This window comes from Parabacteroides faecis (assembly GCF_014647375.1).
GTDB lineage: Bacteria > Bacteroidota > Bacteroidia > Bacteroidales > Tannerellaceae > Parabacteroides > Parabacteroides faecis.
Map to the genome: position 1 here is coordinate 92,246 of NZ_BMPB01000015.1, position 19,413 is coordinate 111,658.

The window sequence follows — 19,413 nt, forward strand, 5'->3', positions numbered from 1 at the left end:
AAAGAACTAATTAAGCATTGAGTACTTTTTTGAATCGGGCAAGGAATTCTTTCGCTTCATCCATTGTCAGGCAAAGCGGCGGAAGCAGGCGGATCGTATTAGTTCCGGCAACTCCGGTGAATACTTTTTCTTCAAAAAGAAGTTTGCTACGTACTTCTTTGATCGATTCTTCAAACTCGATACCGATCATCAGACCGCGACCACGAACTTCCTTGATTCCCGGCAGTTTGTGTAACTCTTCGATCAGAAATTCACCGACTTTGGCTGCATTGTCAACCAACTTCTCGTTTTCCATGATGTCCAATACGGCGATAGCAGCAGCACAAGCCAGATGGTTACCTCCGAAAGTCGTTCCCAACATGCCGTAAACAGGCTTGAACATCGGGCTGATCAGCAAACCGCTCATCGGGAAACCATTACCGATCCCTTTGGCAACCGTGATCAAATCCGGTTTGATATCAGCATATTGATGGGCAAAGAACTTTCCGCTTCTACCGTAACCGGACTGAATTTCATCCAGGATCAGGCAGGCTTCATATTTGGTACATAAGGCACGCAATTCTTTCATAAAGTCGTCTGTCGGAAGCTGGATACCGCCGACTCCCTGGATGCCTTCTATAATAACGGAAGAAACATCCCCTTTCTGCAATTCAGCTTCAACAGCTGCCGCATCGTTCAACGGCAGGTAAGTAACAGCCAGGTCTTCGTTGACCGGAGCGATGATCTTCGGATTATCAGTGACGCGAACCGCAGCAGAAGTACGTCCGTGGAAAGCGTGCTTGAAAGCGATTACCCGTTTCTTCCCATTGTGGAAGGAAGCCAGTTTCAACGCATTTTCGTTTGCTTCGGCACCTGAGTTGATCAGGAATAAGGAATAATCGTCATAACCGGAAGCTTTTCCCAGCTTGTCAGCCAGTTTCTGTTGCAAACTGTTGATGACAGAGTTGGAATAAAATCCCAACTTGTTCACCTGGTCGGTGATAGCAGCTACATAAGTAGGGTGGCTATGACCGACGGATATAACGGCATGGCCACCATACAGGTCGAGGTATTCTGTACCTTCACCGTCCCATACATGGCATCCTTTGCCTTTTACTATTTCTATATTAAATAAAGGGTATACGTCGAATAGTTTCATGATTTCTTATTTAAAACGCTGACGGTTTGAGATGTAATCCTACAGTCTCTTCCAAACCGAACAGCAAATTCATATTATGCACAGCTTGTCCGCTGGCGCCTTTCAACAAGTTGTCGATCATAGATACGATCAGCAATTTGTTATCATATTTCTGGAGATACAGGAGACATTTGTTTGTGTTGACTACCTGTTTCAGATCCGGATTCTTATCTGTAATGAATGTGAACGAATGATCGTCGTAGTATTCTTCATAAATACGGCGGATCTCATCCAATCCTACTTTACAGTCGATATAAGTCGTTGCAAAAATACCGCGTGAGAAATTGCCCCTTACCGGAATAAAGTTGATATTACTTTCGAAACTATTCTGCAACTGGCGCAGACTTTGGCCAATCTCAGCCAAGTGCTGGTGTGTGAACGGTTTATAAATCGAAATGTTATCGTTTCGCCAGCTGAAATGAGAAGTCGACGAAGGTTTCACGCCGGCTCCCGTAGAACCGGTGATCGCGTTGACGTGTAATTCGGAGTTCAGCATCAAGTGTTTAGCCAGTGGCAAAACGGCTAACTGGATACAGGTGGCAAAACAACCGGGGTTCGCAATGTGTCGGGAATTGCAGATACGTCGTCGGTTCAATTCCGGCAGACCGTAAACGAAATCATGCTCGTCGCTTTCGATACGGTAATCCATGCTGAGGTCGATGATCTTCACGTTCTCGGGTACAGTATGGCTTTCCATGAACTTCTTCGTGTCGCCGTGGGCGGTGCAGAAGAACAGAAGGTCAATGCTGTTCAACGGCAACTCGTCGGTAAAACGTATTTCGGTTTCGCCGAACAGGCCGCTATGAACGTCAGTGATCAAATTTCCGGCGTTACTGGTACTATTCACAAATGTAATCTCGGCGTCCGGGTGATTAAGCAGCAGGCGGATCAATTCGCCTGCCGTATATCCCGCACCACCTATAATTCCGATCTTTATCATATTTCTTCGTCCTTATGGTTGTTATAATAAACACGTAACGGTGTAGAAGTTACTTTGATAAAGCCTTTGGCATCTTCTGCCGTCCAGCCTTTCTGCATTTCACCGTATTCACCGAATTTAGTCTTCACCAGGTCGTCTTCCGATTCAACACCGACGGTTGAGAAAGAAAGCGGGCGGAGTTCGAGTATAGCCGTACCGTTTACATTACGCTGTGATTCCTGCAACATGGCTTCAATGTCACGCATAACCGGTTCCAGATACTGGCTTTCGTGCAGGAACATGCCGTACCAGTTGGCAACCTGGTCTTTCCAGTACTGCTGCCATTTGCTCAATGTATATTTTTCCAGGAAACGGTGTGCACCGATGATCAGCATAGGAGCAGCAGCTTCAAAACCTACACGTCCTTTGATACCGATGATCGTGTCGCCGACGTGCATGTCACGGCCGATACCGTAAGCAGCACCGATCTCTTCCACTTTCTGGATAGCGGCGATCTTGTCTTCGAATACTTCACCGTTCACTGCATGGATCTCACCTTTCTTGAATTCGATGCGTAGTTCTTCGCTGCCGGTTTTTTCTACCTGTTTCAGGTAAGCACTTTCAGGCAATCCCTGAGCTGAATCCAAAATTTCACCTCCACAGATGGAAGTACCCCACAGGCCAACATTGTAAGAATATTTCAACTTCGTGAAATCGGCAACAAAGCCGTGTTCTTTCAGGTAGTTGATCTCATAATCGCGGGTCAGCGCCATGTCGCGGGTCAATGTGATGATCTCCACGTTCGGAGCCAGTACCAGGAAAGTCATGTCGAAACGGATCTGGTCGTTACCTGCACCGGTTGAACCGTGAGCGATCGCATCCGCACCGATCTCGTTGGCATAACGGGCGATAGCCAATGCCTGGAAGATACGTTCGGAGCTAACGGAGATAGGGTAGGTACCGTTACGCAATACATTGCCGAATACCATATATTTCAAGCTCTTTTCGTAATATTCTTTTGTAACGTCGATCGTTACATATTTGGTAGCTCCTAGTTTATAGGCATTTTCTTCGTTCTGCTTCAACTGTTCTTCGCTGAATCCACCCGTGTTGGCACAAGCTGCATATACTTCGTAGCCTTTTTCTTTGGCAAGGTACATCACTGTGAAAGAGGTATCCAAACCTCCGCTGAATGCAACTACTACTTTCTTTTTCATTGTCTGTTTGTTTTTGTGGGTTCCGTATGGGCGTTTCGCGAAACGCCCTTACCGGAAAGCCCCGTATGATTTATTTATTATTATTTTTTTCTCTTTCGTCTGCTTCTCGTTTGGCACGGTGCGGATCGGCCGGGTCGAACAACATCGCCGTACAGATACAATATTTCCGGTTCGTACGTTCCAGAATATCATGGTTTACGCAACCGATGCAACCGCGCCAGAACGATTCGTCGTCGGTCAGATCGGAAAAGGTTACAGGTACATAACCCAGTTCGGTGTTCATCTTCATCACCGCTGCACCCGAAGTAAGACTGAATACCTTCGCTTTCGGCCAACGCATGCGAGCCAGTTGAAACGTCATATCCTTGATCCGTTTGGCAATACCCAAACCTCGGAAATCCGGGTGAACAATTAACCCGGAGGTCGTTACATACTGTTTGTTCCCCCACGATTCGATATAGCTGAAACCGGCAAACTGATCTCCGGCCAGTGCGATGACTGCTTTCCCTTCTTTCATTTTCTGGGCCACATATTCATGCGTACGCTTAGCGATACCAGTTCCGCGCACTTTGGCAGCCTCTTCAATGGTAGTCAATATCTTGTCTACATATATTTCGTGAGAGGCGTCAGCAATCATTACATCGATTTCTGTTTCTTGTTTCATTTTACGATTGTTCTTAATCTTCTTTTGTTTATAAACGGAAGAACTGTTGTCTCCCTTAATCGCCCTTATATAAAATGTGATAATGCTTTCACTATCCGGTCCCTGCTGATCCCTTCGCGGGGGATGATCAGGATGGTGTCGTCTCCGGCAATCGTTCCCAGTATCTCGTGCGGAGCATGGGTATCGATATCGGAAGCGATCCCCATCGCATATCCCGGACGAGTCTTGACAACTGCGAGATTTCCGGAAAATTCGATGTTCGGATGATGTTGTGTCTGTACCTTGTTCGGCTGTATCAAAGCTGAATAATCAGGCAGACAATATACATAATCGCCGTTCGCATCATGTACTTTGGCTACTTTCAGTTGCTTTATGTCGCGTGACAAGGTAGCCTGTGTGACCTGAAATCCGCTGGTTTCCAATTCTTTCAGCAGCTCTTCCTGGTTACATATCGCCTTTGTTTGTATGATGCGGCAGATAGCGTCCAATCGTTCCTTTTTTGTACTCATGTTTGTATATTTATGCAAAACGGATGCAAATATAAATCGAATAATTGAATAAATATACATTCTACTCCGGTTTTTTTGCATAATTATCATAATAAGACTTTTATATTTGTCTACATTTAGAATGTATATCTGACTTTTACTAAAAACTCCCTTGGTCGGAGAGTTATCCATGAAGTATAACTTTCTGTGGTAGAATATTGTGTATACCGGTATTCTTTTTTATTGAACAAGTTGGTGGCATCAGCTGTCAATTGCCATTTACCGGTTTTCCAGCAAAGGGAAATATCGGCAAAGAATGTATCTACCGATTTGTCCCGGTTGATGTCATTATGGTAGTGATTGAGGAAAAGTCGAATATCCACGGCTGACAGATTATAGATGATTCCTAATTTTTGAACTATATTTAATAACGGACTAAGATTGGTTTCGCTTCCGATGCGTGATCCTCCGTAATAAATAGTTGATTGATAGTCTATTTCTAGTAATCGTGATGGTGTCCAGATTATTTTAGGTTCATATTGCATATAGTCGGAACGGAAAGGTAACCGTTCTCCGTTACTGAGTTGCTCTGCTTCATTACGTCCTATTAGATAGGAAAGGGAGAATTTTACCCCCCCAATCGTAAAAACCTTTCGACAGAGTTCCGTTGACTGACCAATTATGCGAATTATTTTTTTTCAGATGAGATATGAGTGATACCTCTTCTCCCTCTATCTGTTGTTCGAAAATACGGTTTGACCAATTGTTGGTATAATTCAGATAAAGTGTGAAGAAGAATTCGCGCACCGTACTTTTATATTCTCCGTATAAAGAGTATGATTGCTTGCGCTCTGTCGGTAGTATTCCGTTACTCACGATCCGGTTACGGAAACTTGTGCGATAGGGAGTGGCGTATAAGTCAGTGATATTCCCGTATGATTCTTCATATCCAGCACGAACAGAAAACCGCCAGGCGTAATTTAGCTTGTAATTTACATATAGGTATGGATTTAGTGTCGGATGTGAAATTATCGTTCCCGTAAAAGTTGTCCACCGAAACGGAAGGTTGAGTGAGATAGTCCATTTCGGTAAATTCCATTGGTACTCGGGAATAGCGTATACAGTGAAACCGTTGTGTAGATTGTTTATATCTCCGGAAGCACCGGCTGTATACCGCTGGGTCAGCATTCTTTTTTTACATAATATCGACAATGAATGGTTGATATATAACTGGCGTAAATTCATTTTATCGGAATAATCATCTATATTGATTTGTGACGGCTGATTATGGTAGCGGATAAGTGAACGGGCTTCAACCGTATATTTGCCGCGTGTCCAGAGACTTTGCAGGTAATTGCGTACTCCGAAGTTTGGTGTTTGTATCTGCTGTGTGACTGTCTGGTCGGTCTGGATATGTGATAAGCTGTTATCCCAGTTCCCTGTCAGATTGAAATGATTCGTAAGGAAAAGATTTTCCGTGTTATTTTCAAGGCTCGCTGCAAGTTCTGTTCGGTCACTTCTGATCCGGATACTGTTCTGTTCTTTCAGTGAGAATGTATCGGCTTCCTGATAATAATGAGTGATACTCCCCCGTTGTTGGTTTTGTAAGTCATGTATATAATTGGCGTTTATCCGGAGTTGTGTTGTTTCATTCAGCTTATACAGGCGATTGGCGGATAAGGTATGTACCTGATTGAACAATAGCCGTTCTTTTTTCAAAGGTGCATTCAGCAAGGGTTGTTTGAGGAACTCAGGTAAAGGTTGTCCGTACTTCTTTTCTTCATTTTCTGTCCGGAAAAGTTTTTGTTCGTCTGTTACATCATTTCCGGTATTATTCCCTTTATAGAGATATATCGACTGGCTTTTACGACTTAACTGCATCGCATTCAGGTTGCCTGACCAAAGGATAGGAGAGCCTCCTGTTCCACCTTCTATACTAATTAACCAGCGGTTGTGGAATTGTGGTTTCAGTTTTAGGTTGAGGGCTATATCCTCTACTGATATTTTTTTACTTAGTGCACGTATAGGTTGATGATTTTCCAACACTTGTACCGTTTCTATTGCATTAGCCCGGAGGTTATTGCTGATCTGTCCGTATCTTCCGTCACTCAGATCCATCCCTTCTACATAAAAACGGCTTATATCTTTTCCGTTATATGATATTTTTCCAGCATCGTTCACTTGGATACCCGGAAGTCGTTTCAGTACATCCTTTACCGATTCGTCTTTAGGGGAAATAAAGCGGGATATATCATAATTGATCGTATCTTGTCTCCCATAAACTCTTCCGGGACGTATTTCGACCTCTCTCAGACTGAACGACTTGAAGGATAACGGAAAAAGTAATTCTTCTTTACCGGACACCACCGGAAGTTCCATCGTGCTATATCCCAAGAGGGATACACGAATAACCATCGAGTCATTAACATGTATAACAGGAAGGGTGAAACACCCTTCCGCATCAGTTAGCGTGTAATTAACAGGTATCTCGCTCCCTTTTTTTTGTAATTGCACAGTGGCAGCATCAATAGGCTTATTATTTTCAGCATCCGTAACGAGTCCTTTTATTTGTATTTGCGACTGAAGATGAAAGGTAATAAGGGATAAAAGATAAGTTATTATCAGTTGTTTCATTTTTCGATCGGATTATATGGCATATTCTTCGGACGGAACGGTTGTCCATCTTCCCCTCTGACAGTCACATTTATTCCGGGAGATGTCTCTGTCACATAACCGATCGGATCGGATGCATAACGTTTATGTGCTTTTTGTAAATCATTTGGCAAGATAGGCTCATATTCGGATCCGGAAAATTGTATCATTTCTTCCTTACGACTTTTTTCTATACCAGAGCAGGTGAATGTATAATGTCCCTGTTTATCGGAAGCTTTAAGAATTAAACCGGGTAGCCCCTGTAGTTTCCAGGGACCCTCACTTCTGGGAATTTCCTGGGTATACCAGGCCTCGTACTTTCTTCCGCGAAAATAACAGGTTGCTTTCCGGCAAATATAAGAAAGAATAGTTGTTGTATCGGGATATAAAGTCCATACCGGTCGTTCGGCCGTTTCTTCACACCGGAAACGACTGGCTGCTAGTTGGTCAAGCATAGTAATTTTTCCTATCGGATAATTTTTGTATATCTGATAATTTACGTAGCCATTACCTTGTTTCAGGTGTTCGGAGATAATATCCTGTGAAGCTCCTGCTGCTTTATCCGCTTCAATCAATGAATCCATGTGGAAACGAGCGTAACTGTAGTATACGGAACTTTTAGAACCTATCTTTAACATCATAGTTTCTTCTGTTTGTTTATCAGGTGATAATGTATCGTTGACAAACGTGGTTTGATATTGGACGGTAAATAATAGTTTGTCTATGGGCTTAGCTTTCAATACATCGTTGATATCATATACCTGGATATTGATCTGTGCTGTTAAGGAAAATACAGAACAAAATAATACCGTTGTTAATAGTAACTGTTTCATATTCATTTTGTTTTAGGTTGTTGATGCAAAAATATTGACTTAAAAGGGTACGATAGGATAATATTTATTACTGAAGTATTACGAAGAGAAAATATTACTGTTTTATTATCCGAGGAAAAAATATATTATTTACTCTTTATTCACTCGCTCTCCTTGTTAACTTTGTCGGAAAAAGAGGATGGAAAAGCGTATACGATTCATCTGTATATTATCATTGTCTGCTGCATTGTTTGCGATTGGAGTACAGGGATATTGGTTGTATAACCAACTTCAATATGAAATGCAACGGTATGCAGAGGAACTGGTTGGTAAAATAAAAGAAGTTGAGGAAGAAGAGTTTCATATACGTAAGCAAGAAGCTTTGGATACTAAGGTAACCTATATCTTGAACCGAAATGTGGAACATTGTGCTTCGTCAGGTAATGAAATGTCTTCTTCTAGTTTTGCCGGTTTGAAATTCAGCTTGAAAGATACTACTAAGACAGATCAGCTTAATCTTAACTTTAATCCATCCATGCCTGAAGATAGCCTGCTAACAGGAATGGAGCGTTTGATCGTTAATCGCTTTGTGCCTTTTTCTATCGATGGTCTGGATAGTCTGCTGAAGGTCCGCTTACCGGAATATGTAATAAGCTGTTCCCCATTGGAAGTAAGTGATACTTTGAACACAGTTTCTTCTTGGCAATTGCAGGGAGATACTTTTTTGCCATCTTTTCTTGTTGTTAAATATATGTATTCACCTCTTGATGCAGTTGGTATTCTGATGACCGTGTCGCTTTCTTTTCATCCGTTACTCGTCCGAATGGGGAATCAGTTAGGTGTAAGTTTACTTTTGATTTTGTTGCTTATTTCCTGTTTGTGGTTTCAAATATCTACGATCTTAAAACAGAAAAAAATCGGGAAGATGCGTGAAGATTTCGTTCACACGATGATACATGAGCTTAGACGTCCGGTACAAGCCCTGAAAATGTGTATCTCATTTCTGAATGATCGGGAAATGCGTACAGATGAAAAGACTTGCAGAGAAGTTGCCCATGATGCTATATTTGAGCTAGATAATCTTTCTGCCTATTTGGGTAAACTGAAAGATATGGTGTGTGCTGATGGCGGTATAACTCCGCTTGCTATTTCTTCATTTAATTTGCAGGAACTTGTAGAGAAAGTATTACGTCTTTTACAGATTCCACCAGGGAAACAGGTTTCTTTTTCCACTGCATATTCTCCGGGGTTAACTCATATTACGGCAGATCCGGTACATTTGGCAAATGTGTTATGTAATTTAGTAGAGAATGCGATCAAGTATTCTGATTCGGAAGTTCATATACGTATTGTCGTTATGCGAATGGGAAAAGGATTTGAATTGTCGGTAGAGGATGATGGTTTCGGTATTTCTTTAACTGAACAGCGGACAGTTTTTGATAAATTTTACCGTTCTCCTCATTTGTCAGGAAAACAGATACCGGGCCTTGGTCTTGGTTTGAGCTATGTAAGGCAAATAGTGGAAGCGCATCACGGAAAAGTATCCCTTCAAAGCAAAATAGGAAATGGAACGAAAGTAGTAGTGACACTTCCTCAATAAGAATACAAAACTATTTTTATACGTATAAAATATATGACAACACTTCTGAAAATTTTATTAGCAGATGATGATCTGAAATACTCGATTCTTTTAAAGAAATTTCTGGAAAAGGAGGGTTATGAAGTAACATATACGGGCAATGGAACGATGGCCTTGGAACAGTTTCTGGTAGTTAAACCGAATCTTGTTCTGTTAGATATTAACATGCCGGGAAAGAATGGTTTTGAAGTAGCTGAAAAGATCAGGGAGTTAGATCATAATGTCTTGATTTTTTTCTTATCCGATCGTTCGGATAAGAACGACCGGTTGATGGGGTTTAGCGTGAAAGGAAATGATTATCTGGCTAAGCCTTTTTATCCGGAGGAATTGCTGGCGCGTATCAGGGAGCGTTTTGATCAAAATCTATCTATGGGAACAGGAGATGAACCATACTCTTTTGGTAATACGTATTTCAATTATGCAACAAATGAAATACGTACAGGTAATAGTAAAACGCTGATTACTTCCCGGCAGGCGGATATTCTTCGTCTTCTGGTACGTAACCTGAACAAGGCGGTAGATCGTAATGTTATTTTGGATCTCATATGGGGAAATAATTCATATGCCAATTCTCTTGCCCTGAATGTACAAATCACTTATCTGAGGAGAGCTCTGAAGATGGATTTGTCTGTAGGTATTGTTTCTTTTACAAAGAAAGGGTATATGTTGAAAGGATAATATTGTTATATATCTGTTGAGCAAAAATGTCGTTCTAATTGTTTTATTCCTATAAAGAAATGGTAATTTTGTATTCGTAAAAACTAAATGAGAGAGATGAAAAAGATTACAGGTTTATTAATGGCTATGCTTCTGCTGCTGAGTGCTTGCGGAAGTGTTCCTTTGACAGGGAGAAAACAGGTATTGTTGGTTTCCGATCAGGAAGTGTTGACTTCCAGCTTAACGCAATATAGCGATTATATGAAATCAGCCACAAAGTCAACGGATAAGAATGAGAGTGCAATGGTTACCCGTGTCGGTAAAAAGATTGCCGCAGCCACAGAGGCTTATCTGAAAGCAAACGGGATGGAAAGTGAGATCAAGAATTTTCAGTGGGAGTTCAATTTGGTGAAGGATAACCAGATAAATGCTTTCTGTATGCCGGGTGGTAAGATCGTTGTTTATGAAGGTTTGATGTCTCTGGTATCGTCGGACGATGAACTGGCGGTTGTTGTTGGGCACGAAGTAGCTCATGCCGTGGCTAAGCATAGTAACGAACGAATGAGTCAACAGTTGATGGCACAGTATGGCGCGGCTATTCTGGGTCAGGCGGTAAGTAATAAGAGTGCGGCAGTACAGAATCTGGCGAATACGGTTTATGGAGTAGGGGCACAATATGGTGTTATGTTGCCATTCTCCCGCAAACATGAATCGGAAGCGGATTATATGGGATTGGTATTTATGACAATGGCCGGGTATAATCCGGATGTCGCTGTGAATTTCTGGCAAAAAATGTCTGCCGGAAAGAGCGGGGCGACTCCCGAGTTCATGAGCACTCACCCGAGTGATGCGACCCGTATTGCAGAGATACAGCGGGCATTGCCGGAAATCAAGGCGAAGTATAAAACCAAATAAAATAGGTTAAGTTTAAAAAGAAAGGCTATCATTTTTGATAGCCTTTCTTTTTAAACGGTTATTCCCATCTTCTTCATCAGAAAACAAGCATTCATATTTTGGGCAATGCCTTCCCGGAGTTGATAGGAGAAAGTCAGTTCTTCGTTTTTGATATCTGCCTCGAAACGGTAATTTTTTATCTGGTCGGGAAATTCTTTTTCCAGTTCACCTAATACCAGGTCGTGTGTGGCGATGATACCGCAAGCCTGGAAAGATACCAGTTGCTTCATCAGGGCGATCGAACCTTTCTGTTTGTCGATGGAGTTGGTTCCTTTCAGGATCTCATCCAGGATGATAAATAACTGTTCGCCTTGTTGCAGGCGGTCGATAATCATCTTCAACCGTTTCAGTTCGGCAAAGAAATAAGATTCATTGCTGACCAGTGAATCGGAAGTACGCAGGCTGGTCACCATCTTTGCCGGATAGACCGTTAGTGCCTCTGCATATACCGGAGCACCTATACAAGCCAATAAATAATTGACCCCGACAGTCCGCAGGTAAGTACTTTTTCCTGCCATATTAGCCCCGGTAATGATCAGGAACCAGGGACTTTTCTCGATCGAAATATCATTTCTGACACAAACATCACGACGAAGAAGGGGATGTCCCAATGCTTTGCCGCTCATCTTGAAATAAGTATCTGCTATTTCCGGATAAATATAACCCGGATGATTGAATGCGAAACCGCCTAGCGAGCTATAAGCATCGAATTTTTCCAAAGCATCGAACCACAGAGGAATATCTCCGGCATGTGTCTGTATCCAGCGTTCCAGCCTGATCGCTGTCCGGGTATCACGCAGGATGAATATATTCAGGATGATTCCCATAAAGCTGATCCGTTGGTCGAGTGCTCCGATGCAGCGGGATAACTTTTTCAGTGAACGGGAAGCTGTACCGTCCGGCCCGTTGAACCGTCCGCTGATAGTTGCCAGTTCGGATGATTTGAAAATATCACCTTCAATACTTTTGATCAGTGAAGAATAGGTGTATAGTATTTTTTCCATCTTATTCACAGAGTTGTGAAGCGTGTTGATCTGCTTGGCTCGTATATTCGAAATAAGGAATGCAATGGCAAAAAATATACCTAGCATGGCAAAAGTGACTGTTCCGGTCGATGCTCCTACGAACAGAACTGCCCATATGGCAGGGATAATCCATGTCAGGCTTTTCCAGAGCAAACTGTTGATGAATACCGGTTTATTGTCAGTTAGTGAGATCAGCGTGCGAATATCTCCCTTTTCTCCGGGATGCAGCATGCCGGTAACATAGAAATGCTGTCTTAACTGTGTCATTTCGCTTAGTTCGCGGATTCCTTCCTGCCGTTTGAGAATTTCCTCTTTGTCGGTAAGCGGGTTGGTAAACCAGTCGGCAAGCCTTTCTTTTCCCATGGAAGTGACCGTGCGGTTGATTGACTGGAAGATGGAACGATTCCCGAAAAGATCCAGGTCCAGACTGAAGGAGTGTTCTCCGCTGCTTTTTTCAGAAGCTCCGTCGAAAGCGCTGAAGTCATAATCCAGTCCTTTCATTTCATTGTTGCAGAGTGATATAAGAACGTCGGCATACGATTTTTTCGATGATAAAAACGTATGATAGACCATTAGTCCGACGAAAGGTATAAGGAACAGGATAACTGCCCCTGTCAGCATCATCCAGCTTTCGGCCTTTAAAAACCATATTGCTGCAATAAGTCCGGCAACGAGTAACAGGCGTATTGTTCCTATCAAATGTATTTTCTTTTTCAGATTGTCCGAGCGGCGTGTGTATGCTGCTATTGTATCCCGATAATATTGATATACTTTTTCCATGCGGACAAAGATATAAAAAATGAACTTACCGGATAAGAATTGGTTATTAATAAAGAAAAGGTAACTGAATTGACCATAATTCAGGAAATCGGGGAGAATTGTTTAGCTGTGCGGTTATTACCTTTGCTCTGTTTTATAGGGTCTATACACAATAATATTATATATGAAAAGGATAACTATATTTCTGTTTGTTTTATTTATCTCCGGCTTCGTATCAGTTTTCTCCCAGGTGCTGGTCCAGGACCCCAAGATGGAATATAATGCAGACAGTGTACGTGCGGTATTGGACAAGGCTCCTTATTTTACATTATTTAAAGACAACTATTTTATCGGTGGAACGACGATCGGGCATAAACCGACCGCTGCCAATTCGGATGTCAAATTTCAATTGAGTATTGCGCAGCGGCTGACCAAAAGTAAGTTACCTTTCGATACCTATCTTTTCATCCAGTATACACAGAAAGCTTTCTGGAATGTTTTTCAGGAATCTCTTCCTATGCGCGACCTGAACTTTAATCCGGGAATAGGACTCGGACACCTGATCATCCATCATAACAAATATATAGGTAAAGGATATCTGATGCTTGAACATGAGTCGAACGGGAAAGACAGCACAGCTTCGCGTAGCTGGAATAGGGTCACATTTGCTGCAGCCGTTGTTCTCAACAAGAATTGGGAAGCCCAGTTCAAGACCTGGATACCGATCGTCGATGGTAAGTATAACAAGGACTTGCTGAAATACAACGGTATATTCCAACTGGCAACTAATTTCCGAACGGATAATAAGCGTTTTAATTGCGGAGTGATCCTGACGAAACGTAAAACATGGTTCAGCTTTAACACGCAGATTGAACTGAGTTATAAGTTTAATAATAATGAAAATCAATATTTCTTCCTACAATATTATAATGGCTACGGTGAAAACCTGTTGGAATATAATCAGTTCAAGAGTATGCTGCGGATCGGATTTGTGATAAAGCCGCAGGATTTCAGTATTTATTGAGATTGAGTGATAGGGTTAGTTCCAATTCCATATTTTTACTGAATAGACGGACGGAAGATATTGCTTTGTTAAGATTTTTGTAAATTATGAAAATCTATTTTCTTATATTATGAAACACTATTTTCACAATATATGAAAATGTCCTTTCATAATATATGGAAATAAAATTACTGTCGTTTAACGATTTTAGTTGACTACTTTCTGCCTAATCAATAAAAAGGGTTGACTCGGTTTAATATGTGTAAAGGGATTTTCCTGTTTTATATCTTTCGATAAAGATCGTAGTATTCTACATATTCATCGAAGGCAGGTTCTTCTGTTACTCCTCTCTTATGAAATAATGTTCGTATATATTCCTGTTCATGGGGTTTGATAAGACGTTCTTTCCGGGAAAAGCGATAATAGTTCGTCTGTCCGAAATGTTCTATCATTTGTTGTTTGATAATAACAGCATCATTGTGCGGAACACGATCGAGCAGATGAGTGATTCCTCGTGCATATTGTTCCGGTTGATCGGGAACAAAGAGCTTACAATCCTCCCCCGAAGGAGCAACATGTTTCGGGTTCACGACTGTAACCGCTTCTCTTTCTTTTGGCATACGTAAGGCAACTTGCCGACGCAGGCATTTTTCTGCACGTAGGCATTCGCTGTTCAGACAGTGGGCGAAAGAGTATGGGAATAAGCTGTAGTCGAAATTGGGATTCATATATTTGTCGTTTAGTTAACGAAGCAAACATACATTTTATTCCTTGATTAAACGAATTTAGGAGAAGATTATTTCATCTAAATTTTTGTACGGTTCTTAATCGCTTTCCTTGTAAAGCAAGAAAGCACATCCCGCCGCTGCAAATACGCTATAATCGAGTGGTGCTTTTATATTCAAAGAAAACAGCATGGCAAAAGCAAAAGTCAATAATAGAATGCCGCTAAGAAGAGCAACCAAACGTTTTTGGAAACCTATTAATAGTAATACGCCAAGTACGATTTCAGCGATTGTAGCCGTCCATGCGAACAGCGGTAACAGATATGGAGGAACCCACGGCAATAAAACTCCAGTGTAAGCAGTAAAACTTTCCATATTCCCCCAGACCACATTGTCACTTCCCAATAATGGAGTCCATAACCCTAAACGGTCTGCAACGGCTGACAGAAAGCCCAAAGCTAAAGCAATGCGTGCAAACAAAGATATATAATCTATTTTTTTAGTCATATTGATAATATTCAAAGAATGATATTTAAAATCTCTCTTGATAATGATTTTCAGAATCAAGCGGAGACCTTTTATTATAAAACGGGAGAAAGGTATTATATGTTTTGGTTAGGTTCATGAAAATGTATTATTTTTATAGCATAAGACAATTTGTAAATTGAAGAGACATGGTTTCTTCAAAAGAAACGAGGGAGATTGTATTAAATGTGGTGTAATGGTGAATCCTTTTAGAAAAGCCATTAAGATGAATGATAGTCTTTTAGAGTAAAAAATAAACCTCCTACAAAGTAGTATTACTACGTGGGCTTAAAATAATAAAGTTTGGGGGGATAAGAATTTATATTCAATATGGGATGGAAAACCTGTATATTACGACAGGTTTGACTGAAAGTGCTTATATTTGCAAATAGACTTATAAACAATAAAAAACGAAAATGATAACAGGCGAGATAAAAAACCGTGTGGACCAGATATGGGATGCATTCTGGACAGGTGGTATCACGAACTCGATTACAATTCTGGAACAAATGACCTATTTGTTCTTTATGAAGATGTTGGATGATGCGCAGATTAAAAAAGAAGCAATAGCAAATGCATTTAAGTATCATGTTGCTCCTGAAAAGCTTATATTTAAGGATGGAAACTGGCATAATCCGGAAAGTGATAAGGACGTCCCTTATAAATCGTTGCGTTGGTCTGTTTTTAAGAATATGGATACTGTTCGTATGTTCAATACTGTTCGTAACGATGTTTTCATTTTCATTAAAAATATTGGTGTAGGAGAGGATTCAGCTTATAGCCGTTTTATGCGAAGTGCTATTTTTCTAATCCCTAATGAACGGACTTTAGCCAAGGTTGTCGATGGTATCAACAATCTGGATATGAATAACCGCGATACGATGGGAGATGTGTATGAGTATATCCTGGGTAAAATGGCGGCAAGTGGTACCAACGGACAGTTTCGTACACCACGGCATATCATCCGGATGATGGTGGAATTAATGAAACCGACTGTAAGAGATATCATTTGTGATCCGGCAATGGGATCAGCTGGGTTTATTGTGGAATGCGCAAAATACATCACAGAGCATTGTAAAGATGAATTGTTGAACGAAAATGCTGCTGATCATTTTAATAATGAAATGTTCAACGGGTTCGATACCGATCAAACAATGTTGCGTATTGGGGCGATGAACTTGATGTTGCATGGAGTTAATAATCCGAATATTCAATGGCGTGATTCGTTATCGTCTGATAATACGGATGAGAATTTATATACGCTTTGTCTGGCAAATCCTCCGTTTACCGGTAGCCTTGACAATGATTCGGTGAGTAAAAGCCTGTTGGCAATTACCAATACAAAGAAGACTGAGCTGTTGTTTGTCGCTTTGTTTTTACGTATGTTGGTAGCGGGCGGACGTTGTGCTTCGATTGTCCCTGATGGCGTATTGTTTGGCAATAGTAAAGGACATAAATCTATCCGTACAGAATTGGTAGATAAGCATCGGTTACAGGCTGTTATCTCTATGCCGGCAGGTGTTTTTCAACCTTATTCCGGGGTAAGTACGGCTATTCTGATCTTTACAAAAACAAATCTAGGAGGTACGGATAAAGTTTGGTTTTACGATATGAAAGCCGATGGTTTTACCCTCGATCAAAAACGTACTGAATGTGAAGGAAGCGATATTCCTGATGTGATAAAAAGGTTCCATAACCTTGCAGGAGAAGAATCCCGTACTCGTAAAGACCAGTCTTTCTTTGTCCCTGTAGATGATATACGTGCCAATGATTATGATCTTTCGATCAATAAGTATAAAGAAGTGGAACGGGAAAAGGTAGAGTATGAAAAACCGGAAGTGATTCTTGCACGTATTGAGAGTTTGGAGGAAGAGATTCGGCAGGCGATTGTGGATTTTAGGAAGATGATGGGATGATGAAGGAAGGTTGGGTAAGAAAAAAGATAAAGGATATTTGTGATAAAGCTTCATCCAATATTGTTCAAAATAAGGTAATGGATAATAATGGTGATTACCCTTTATATGGAGCTAGTGGTTTTGTAAAATGTCTAGACTTTTACCATCGTGATGAACCATATATTGGTATTGTAAAAGATGGGTCTGGCGTAGGAAGAGTAAACGTATATCCTGCATATTCTTCTTTAGTTGGAACGATGCAATATGTGATACCTAAAAATGGCTTTCTATTGGGATATATAAAATATGTATTGCAAAGTTTGAATTTAGCACATTTTGCCTCAGGTGCTGCTATTCCTCATATTTATTTTAAAGATTATGGTGAATGTACAGTATTGATACCTCCCCTTTCTGAACAAGAATCTATCGTTGCAGAACTTGACAAACTAAACGAAATACTAGCAAAGAAGCAAGAACAACTTAAAGAGTTGGAGCGTCTTGGGTTGGCTATTTTTTATGATATGTTTGGAGATCCTATCCTTAATGAAAAAAATTGGGAGATGGTTCCTTTTAGTTATGTAGGTACATTTGGTAGAGGTGTGTCAAAACATAGACCAAGAAATGCGGAGAAATTATTGGGAGGTACAGTTCCATTAATTCAGACAGGTGATGTCGCTCGTGCCAATATGTATATAACAGAATATGTTTCAACCTATTCTGAATTTGGGGTTGCACAAAGTAAGATTTGGAAGTCAGGTACTTTATGTATAACGATTGCTGCAACTATAGGTAAATGTGCGATATTGACATTTGATGCTTGTTTTCCAGATAGTGTTGTAGGTTTTGTTGCTAATTCAAGAGTATGCAATGAATATGTTTATTATATATTTGGAAGTATCCAAGGGGTATTGGAAGAAAATGCCCCTGCTGTAGCACAAAAAAATATTAATCTTGCGACTTTGAATGCTTTAAAAATCCCTCTTCCCCCTTTAGATGCTCAAAAAGAATTCGTAAATAAAATTCTTAGAATTGAAAAACAAAAACAAAAAATAAAACAGTCCATAGTCGAAGTTCAACAGCTCTTGGACTACACCATGAATAAATATTTTGGATAAAACTTAATCAACCATGAAACAATACAACCGAGTAATGTTAGGAAGAGGCAGCATATATGCTGACGAGTGTAAAGAAGGTGGTTTTATTGGAACTAACTTTCTTCCGGATAATGATTTGTCTGGTCATTTACCTGATGGATGGAAAGCTTTTAATAAAGAGTATATACCTGTATATCTGCAAGAAAATCCGGAAAAAACAAAAGTTGCTGCTGGTCTTTCCTGTGGATTTCTCTGGACTGTATGCCGTGGGCTTGAAATAGGCGATATTGTTTTAACTCCTAATGGCAAAGGTGAATATTATATTGCCGAAATTGTAGGAAATTACTATTATGTGCCGGGAACTAATCTACCTCACCGACGCAGAGTTCAATGGTATGATAAAACCATTCAAAGAAGTGAAATGAGTGAAGGTTTGCAACATTCGACCGGTTCTATCGGCACATGCTGCGATATCACAAAATACCAACAAGAAATAGAAACATTTTTGATAAGAACTGCTCCTCCAACTGTGTATTGTAATGATGAGGAGGTTGAAGACCCCACAGTCTTTGCTTTGGAAAAACATTTGGAAGATTTTCTCGTAAAAAATTGGAAACATACTGATATTGGGAAAAAATATGATATATTTGAGGATAATGGTGAAATAGTAGGGGAACAATATCCTAGCGATACTGGTCCTATTGATATACTGGCAGTCAGCAAGGATAAAAAGACCTTGTTGGTCATAGAGCTAAAAAGAGGGCGAACATCCGATGTCGTTGTCGGGCAAATTCATCGATACATGGGGTATGTCAAAGAAGAATTAGCGGAACCCAATCAAGAGGTAAAAGGTATTATTATCGGATTGGAGGCAGATACCCGGTTGAAGAGAGCTCTTTCTGTATGTACTAATATTGAGTTCTATCGGTATCAGATAGATTTCAAACTTTTTAAAGGCGTGTGAATTTATAAATCAACATAACTAGTGTTAGTGTTATGATACAAGCAAAAAACTTTGATTACCTGAAAGAAAATTCGGACTTTGCAGATTTGTATGCATATTGCAATGAGGCAGAAATTAACCAGATTATAGATCCGGAGAAGTCGGCTATCAATAGTCGCCGGGCTTTAGAGTACATTGTAAGAGCTATTTATTTGTTTAAAGGGATGGAAATACCGGAACGGTCTTCACTTTTCCAGTTGGTAAA

18 protein-coding genes are annotated in these 19,413 nt (G+C 40.7%); 7 read left to right on the plus strand and 11 right to left on the minus strand.

Annotated features, from left to right (window positions below; genetic code table 11):
• Nucleotides 1–10: 10 nt before the first annotated feature.
• From IEY67_RS20525 to IEY67_RS20555, 8 genes are all read right to left on the minus strand, one after another.
• Nucleotides 11–1,138 carry an aspartate aminotransferase family protein gene (locus IEY67_RS20525; protein ID WP_122375505.1) on the minus strand — a complete coding sequence of 376 codons (1,128 nt, stop codon included), beginning with the start codon at nucleotides 1,136–1,138 and terminating at the stop codon, nucleotides 11–13.
• A 10-nt stretch (nucleotides 1,139–1,148) separates the two neighbouring features.
• The gene (gene argC, locus IEY67_RS20530; RefSeq protein WP_183672225.1) at nucleotides 1,149–2,117 is read right to left on the minus strand and encodes an N-acetyl-gamma-glutamyl-phosphate reductase; all 969 of its coding nucleotides are present in this window, start codon (nucleotides 2,115–2,117) and stop codon (nucleotides 1,149–1,151) included.
• Nucleotides 2,114–3,313, minus strand: a complete 1,200-nt coding sequence (locus tag IEY67_RS20535) for an argininosuccinate synthase (RefSeq protein ID WP_007653701.1) — start codon at nucleotides 3,311–3,313, stop codon at nucleotides 2,114–2,116. The genes argC and IEY67_RS20535 overlap by 4 nt, the downstream gene beginning before the upstream one ends.
• A 70-nt stretch (nucleotides 3,314–3,383) precedes the next feature.
• On the minus strand, nucleotides 3,384–3,977 hold the full coding sequence (locus IEY67_RS20540) for a GNAT family N-acetyltransferase (protein ID WP_122352273.1): 594 nt from the start codon (nucleotides 3,975–3,977) through the stop codon (nucleotides 3,384–3,386).
• A gap of 65 nt (nucleotides 3,978–4,042) precedes the next feature.
• Complete coding sequence (gene argR / locus IEY67_RS20545; protein WP_183672226.1) at nucleotides 4,043–4,486, minus strand: arginine repressor; 444 nt, start codon at nucleotides 4,484–4,486, stop codon at nucleotides 4,043–4,045.
• 116 nt (nucleotides 4,487–4,602) lie between these two features.
• Nucleotides 4,603–4,848: a TonB-dependent receptor gene (locus IEY67_RS25230; RefSeq protein WP_229801149.1), complete on the minus strand. Its 246-nt coding sequence runs from the start codon at nucleotides 4,846–4,848 to the stop codon at nucleotides 4,603–4,605.
• 214 nt (nucleotides 4,849–5,062) lie between these two features.
• On the minus strand, nucleotides 5,063–7,099 hold the full coding sequence (locus tag IEY67_RS20550; RefSeq protein ID WP_229801150.1) for a carboxypeptidase regulatory-like domain-containing protein: 2,037 nt from the start codon (nucleotides 7,097–7,099) through the stop codon (nucleotides 5,063–5,065).
• A complete protein-coding gene (locus IEY67_RS20555) occupies nucleotides 7,096–7,950 on the minus strand; it encodes a GLPGLI family protein (RefSeq protein ID WP_183672227.1) in 855 nt (284 codons plus the stop codon). Before IEY67_RS20555 ends, IEY67_RS20550 begins: the two co-directional genes overlap by 4 nt.
• A gap of 178 nt (nucleotides 7,951–8,128) precedes the next feature.
• Between IEY67_RS20555 and IEY67_RS20560 the strand changes: the two genes are divergently transcribed.
• The 3 genes from IEY67_RS20560 (at nucleotide 8,129) to IEY67_RS20570 (ending at nucleotide 11,140) form a co-directional block, all read left to right on the plus strand.
• On the plus strand, nucleotides 8,129–9,529 hold the full coding sequence (locus IEY67_RS20560) for a sensor histidine kinase (RefSeq protein ID WP_183672228.1): 1,401 nt from the start codon (nucleotides 8,129–8,131) through the stop codon (nucleotides 9,527–9,529).
• A gap of 33 nt (nucleotides 9,530–9,562) precedes the next feature.
• Nucleotides 9,563–10,246, plus strand: a complete 684-nt coding sequence (locus IEY67_RS20565; RefSeq protein ID WP_183672229.1) for a response regulator transcription factor — start codon at nucleotides 9,563–9,565, stop codon at nucleotides 10,244–10,246.
• A 96-nt stretch (nucleotides 10,247–10,342) separates the two neighbouring features.
• On the plus strand, nucleotides 10,343–11,140 hold the full coding sequence (locus IEY67_RS20570) for a M48 family metallopeptidase (protein WP_122352361.1): 798 nt from the start codon (nucleotides 10,343–10,345) through the stop codon (nucleotides 11,138–11,140).
• A 50-nt stretch (nucleotides 11,141–11,190) separates the two neighbouring features.
• Here the strand turns inward: IEY67_RS20570 and IEY67_RS20575 are convergent, their stop codons facing one another.
• Nucleotides 11,191–12,984 (minus strand): MutS family DNA mismatch repair protein, encoded by a 1,794-nt coding sequence (locus tag IEY67_RS20575; RefSeq protein WP_183672230.1) that lies wholly within the window; start codon nucleotides 12,982–12,984, stop codon nucleotides 11,191–11,193.
• Nucleotides 12,985–13,147: 163 nt separating this feature from the next.
• Between IEY67_RS20575 and IEY67_RS20580 the strand changes: the two genes are divergently transcribed.
• Entirely contained in the window at nucleotides 13,148–13,987 is an 840-nt protein-coding gene (locus IEY67_RS20580) for a phospholipase A (protein ID WP_183672231.1), read from the plus strand.
• Between the two features lie 260 nt (nucleotides 13,988–14,247).
• Here the strand turns inward: IEY67_RS20580 and IEY67_RS20585 are convergent, their stop codons facing one another.
• Both IEY67_RS20585 and IEY67_RS20590 read right to left on the minus strand, forming a co-directional pair.
• A complete protein-coding gene (locus IEY67_RS20585) occupies nucleotides 14,248–14,694 on the minus strand; it encodes a DUF6078 family protein (protein ID WP_122375508.1) in 447 nt (148 codons plus the stop codon).
• A gap of 96 nt (nucleotides 14,695–14,790) precedes the next feature.
• On the minus strand, nucleotides 14,791–15,258 hold the full coding sequence (locus IEY67_RS20590; protein WP_229801151.1) for a DoxX family protein: 468 nt from the start codon (nucleotides 15,256–15,258) through the stop codon (nucleotides 14,791–14,793).
• Nucleotides 15,259–15,632: 374 nt separating this feature from the next.
• On the opposite strand from IEY67_RS20590, the gene IEY67_RS20595 reads away from it, so the two are divergent.
• The 3 genes from IEY67_RS20595 to IEY67_RS20605 are packed head-to-tail and all read left to right on the plus strand — an operon-like array spanning nucleotide 15,633 to nucleotide 19,169.
• Nucleotides 15,633–17,132 carry a class I SAM-dependent DNA methyltransferase gene (locus IEY67_RS20595; protein ID WP_183672232.1) on the plus strand — a complete coding sequence of 500 codons (1,500 nt, stop codon included), beginning with the start codon at nucleotides 15,633–15,635 and terminating at the stop codon, nucleotides 17,130–17,132.
• Nucleotides 17,129–18,226 carry a restriction endonuclease subunit S gene (locus IEY67_RS20600; protein WP_183672233.1) on the plus strand — a complete coding sequence of 366 codons (1,098 nt, stop codon included), beginning with the start codon at nucleotides 17,129–17,131 and terminating at the stop codon, nucleotides 18,224–18,226. Before IEY67_RS20595 ends, IEY67_RS20600 begins: the two co-directional genes overlap by 4 nt.
• 13 nt (nucleotides 18,227–18,239) lie before the next feature.
• Entirely contained in the window at nucleotides 18,240–19,169 is a 930-nt protein-coding gene (locus IEY67_RS20605) for an endonuclease NucS domain-containing protein (RefSeq protein WP_183672234.1), read from the plus strand.
• Nucleotides 19,170–19,413 lie beyond the last annotated feature (244 nt).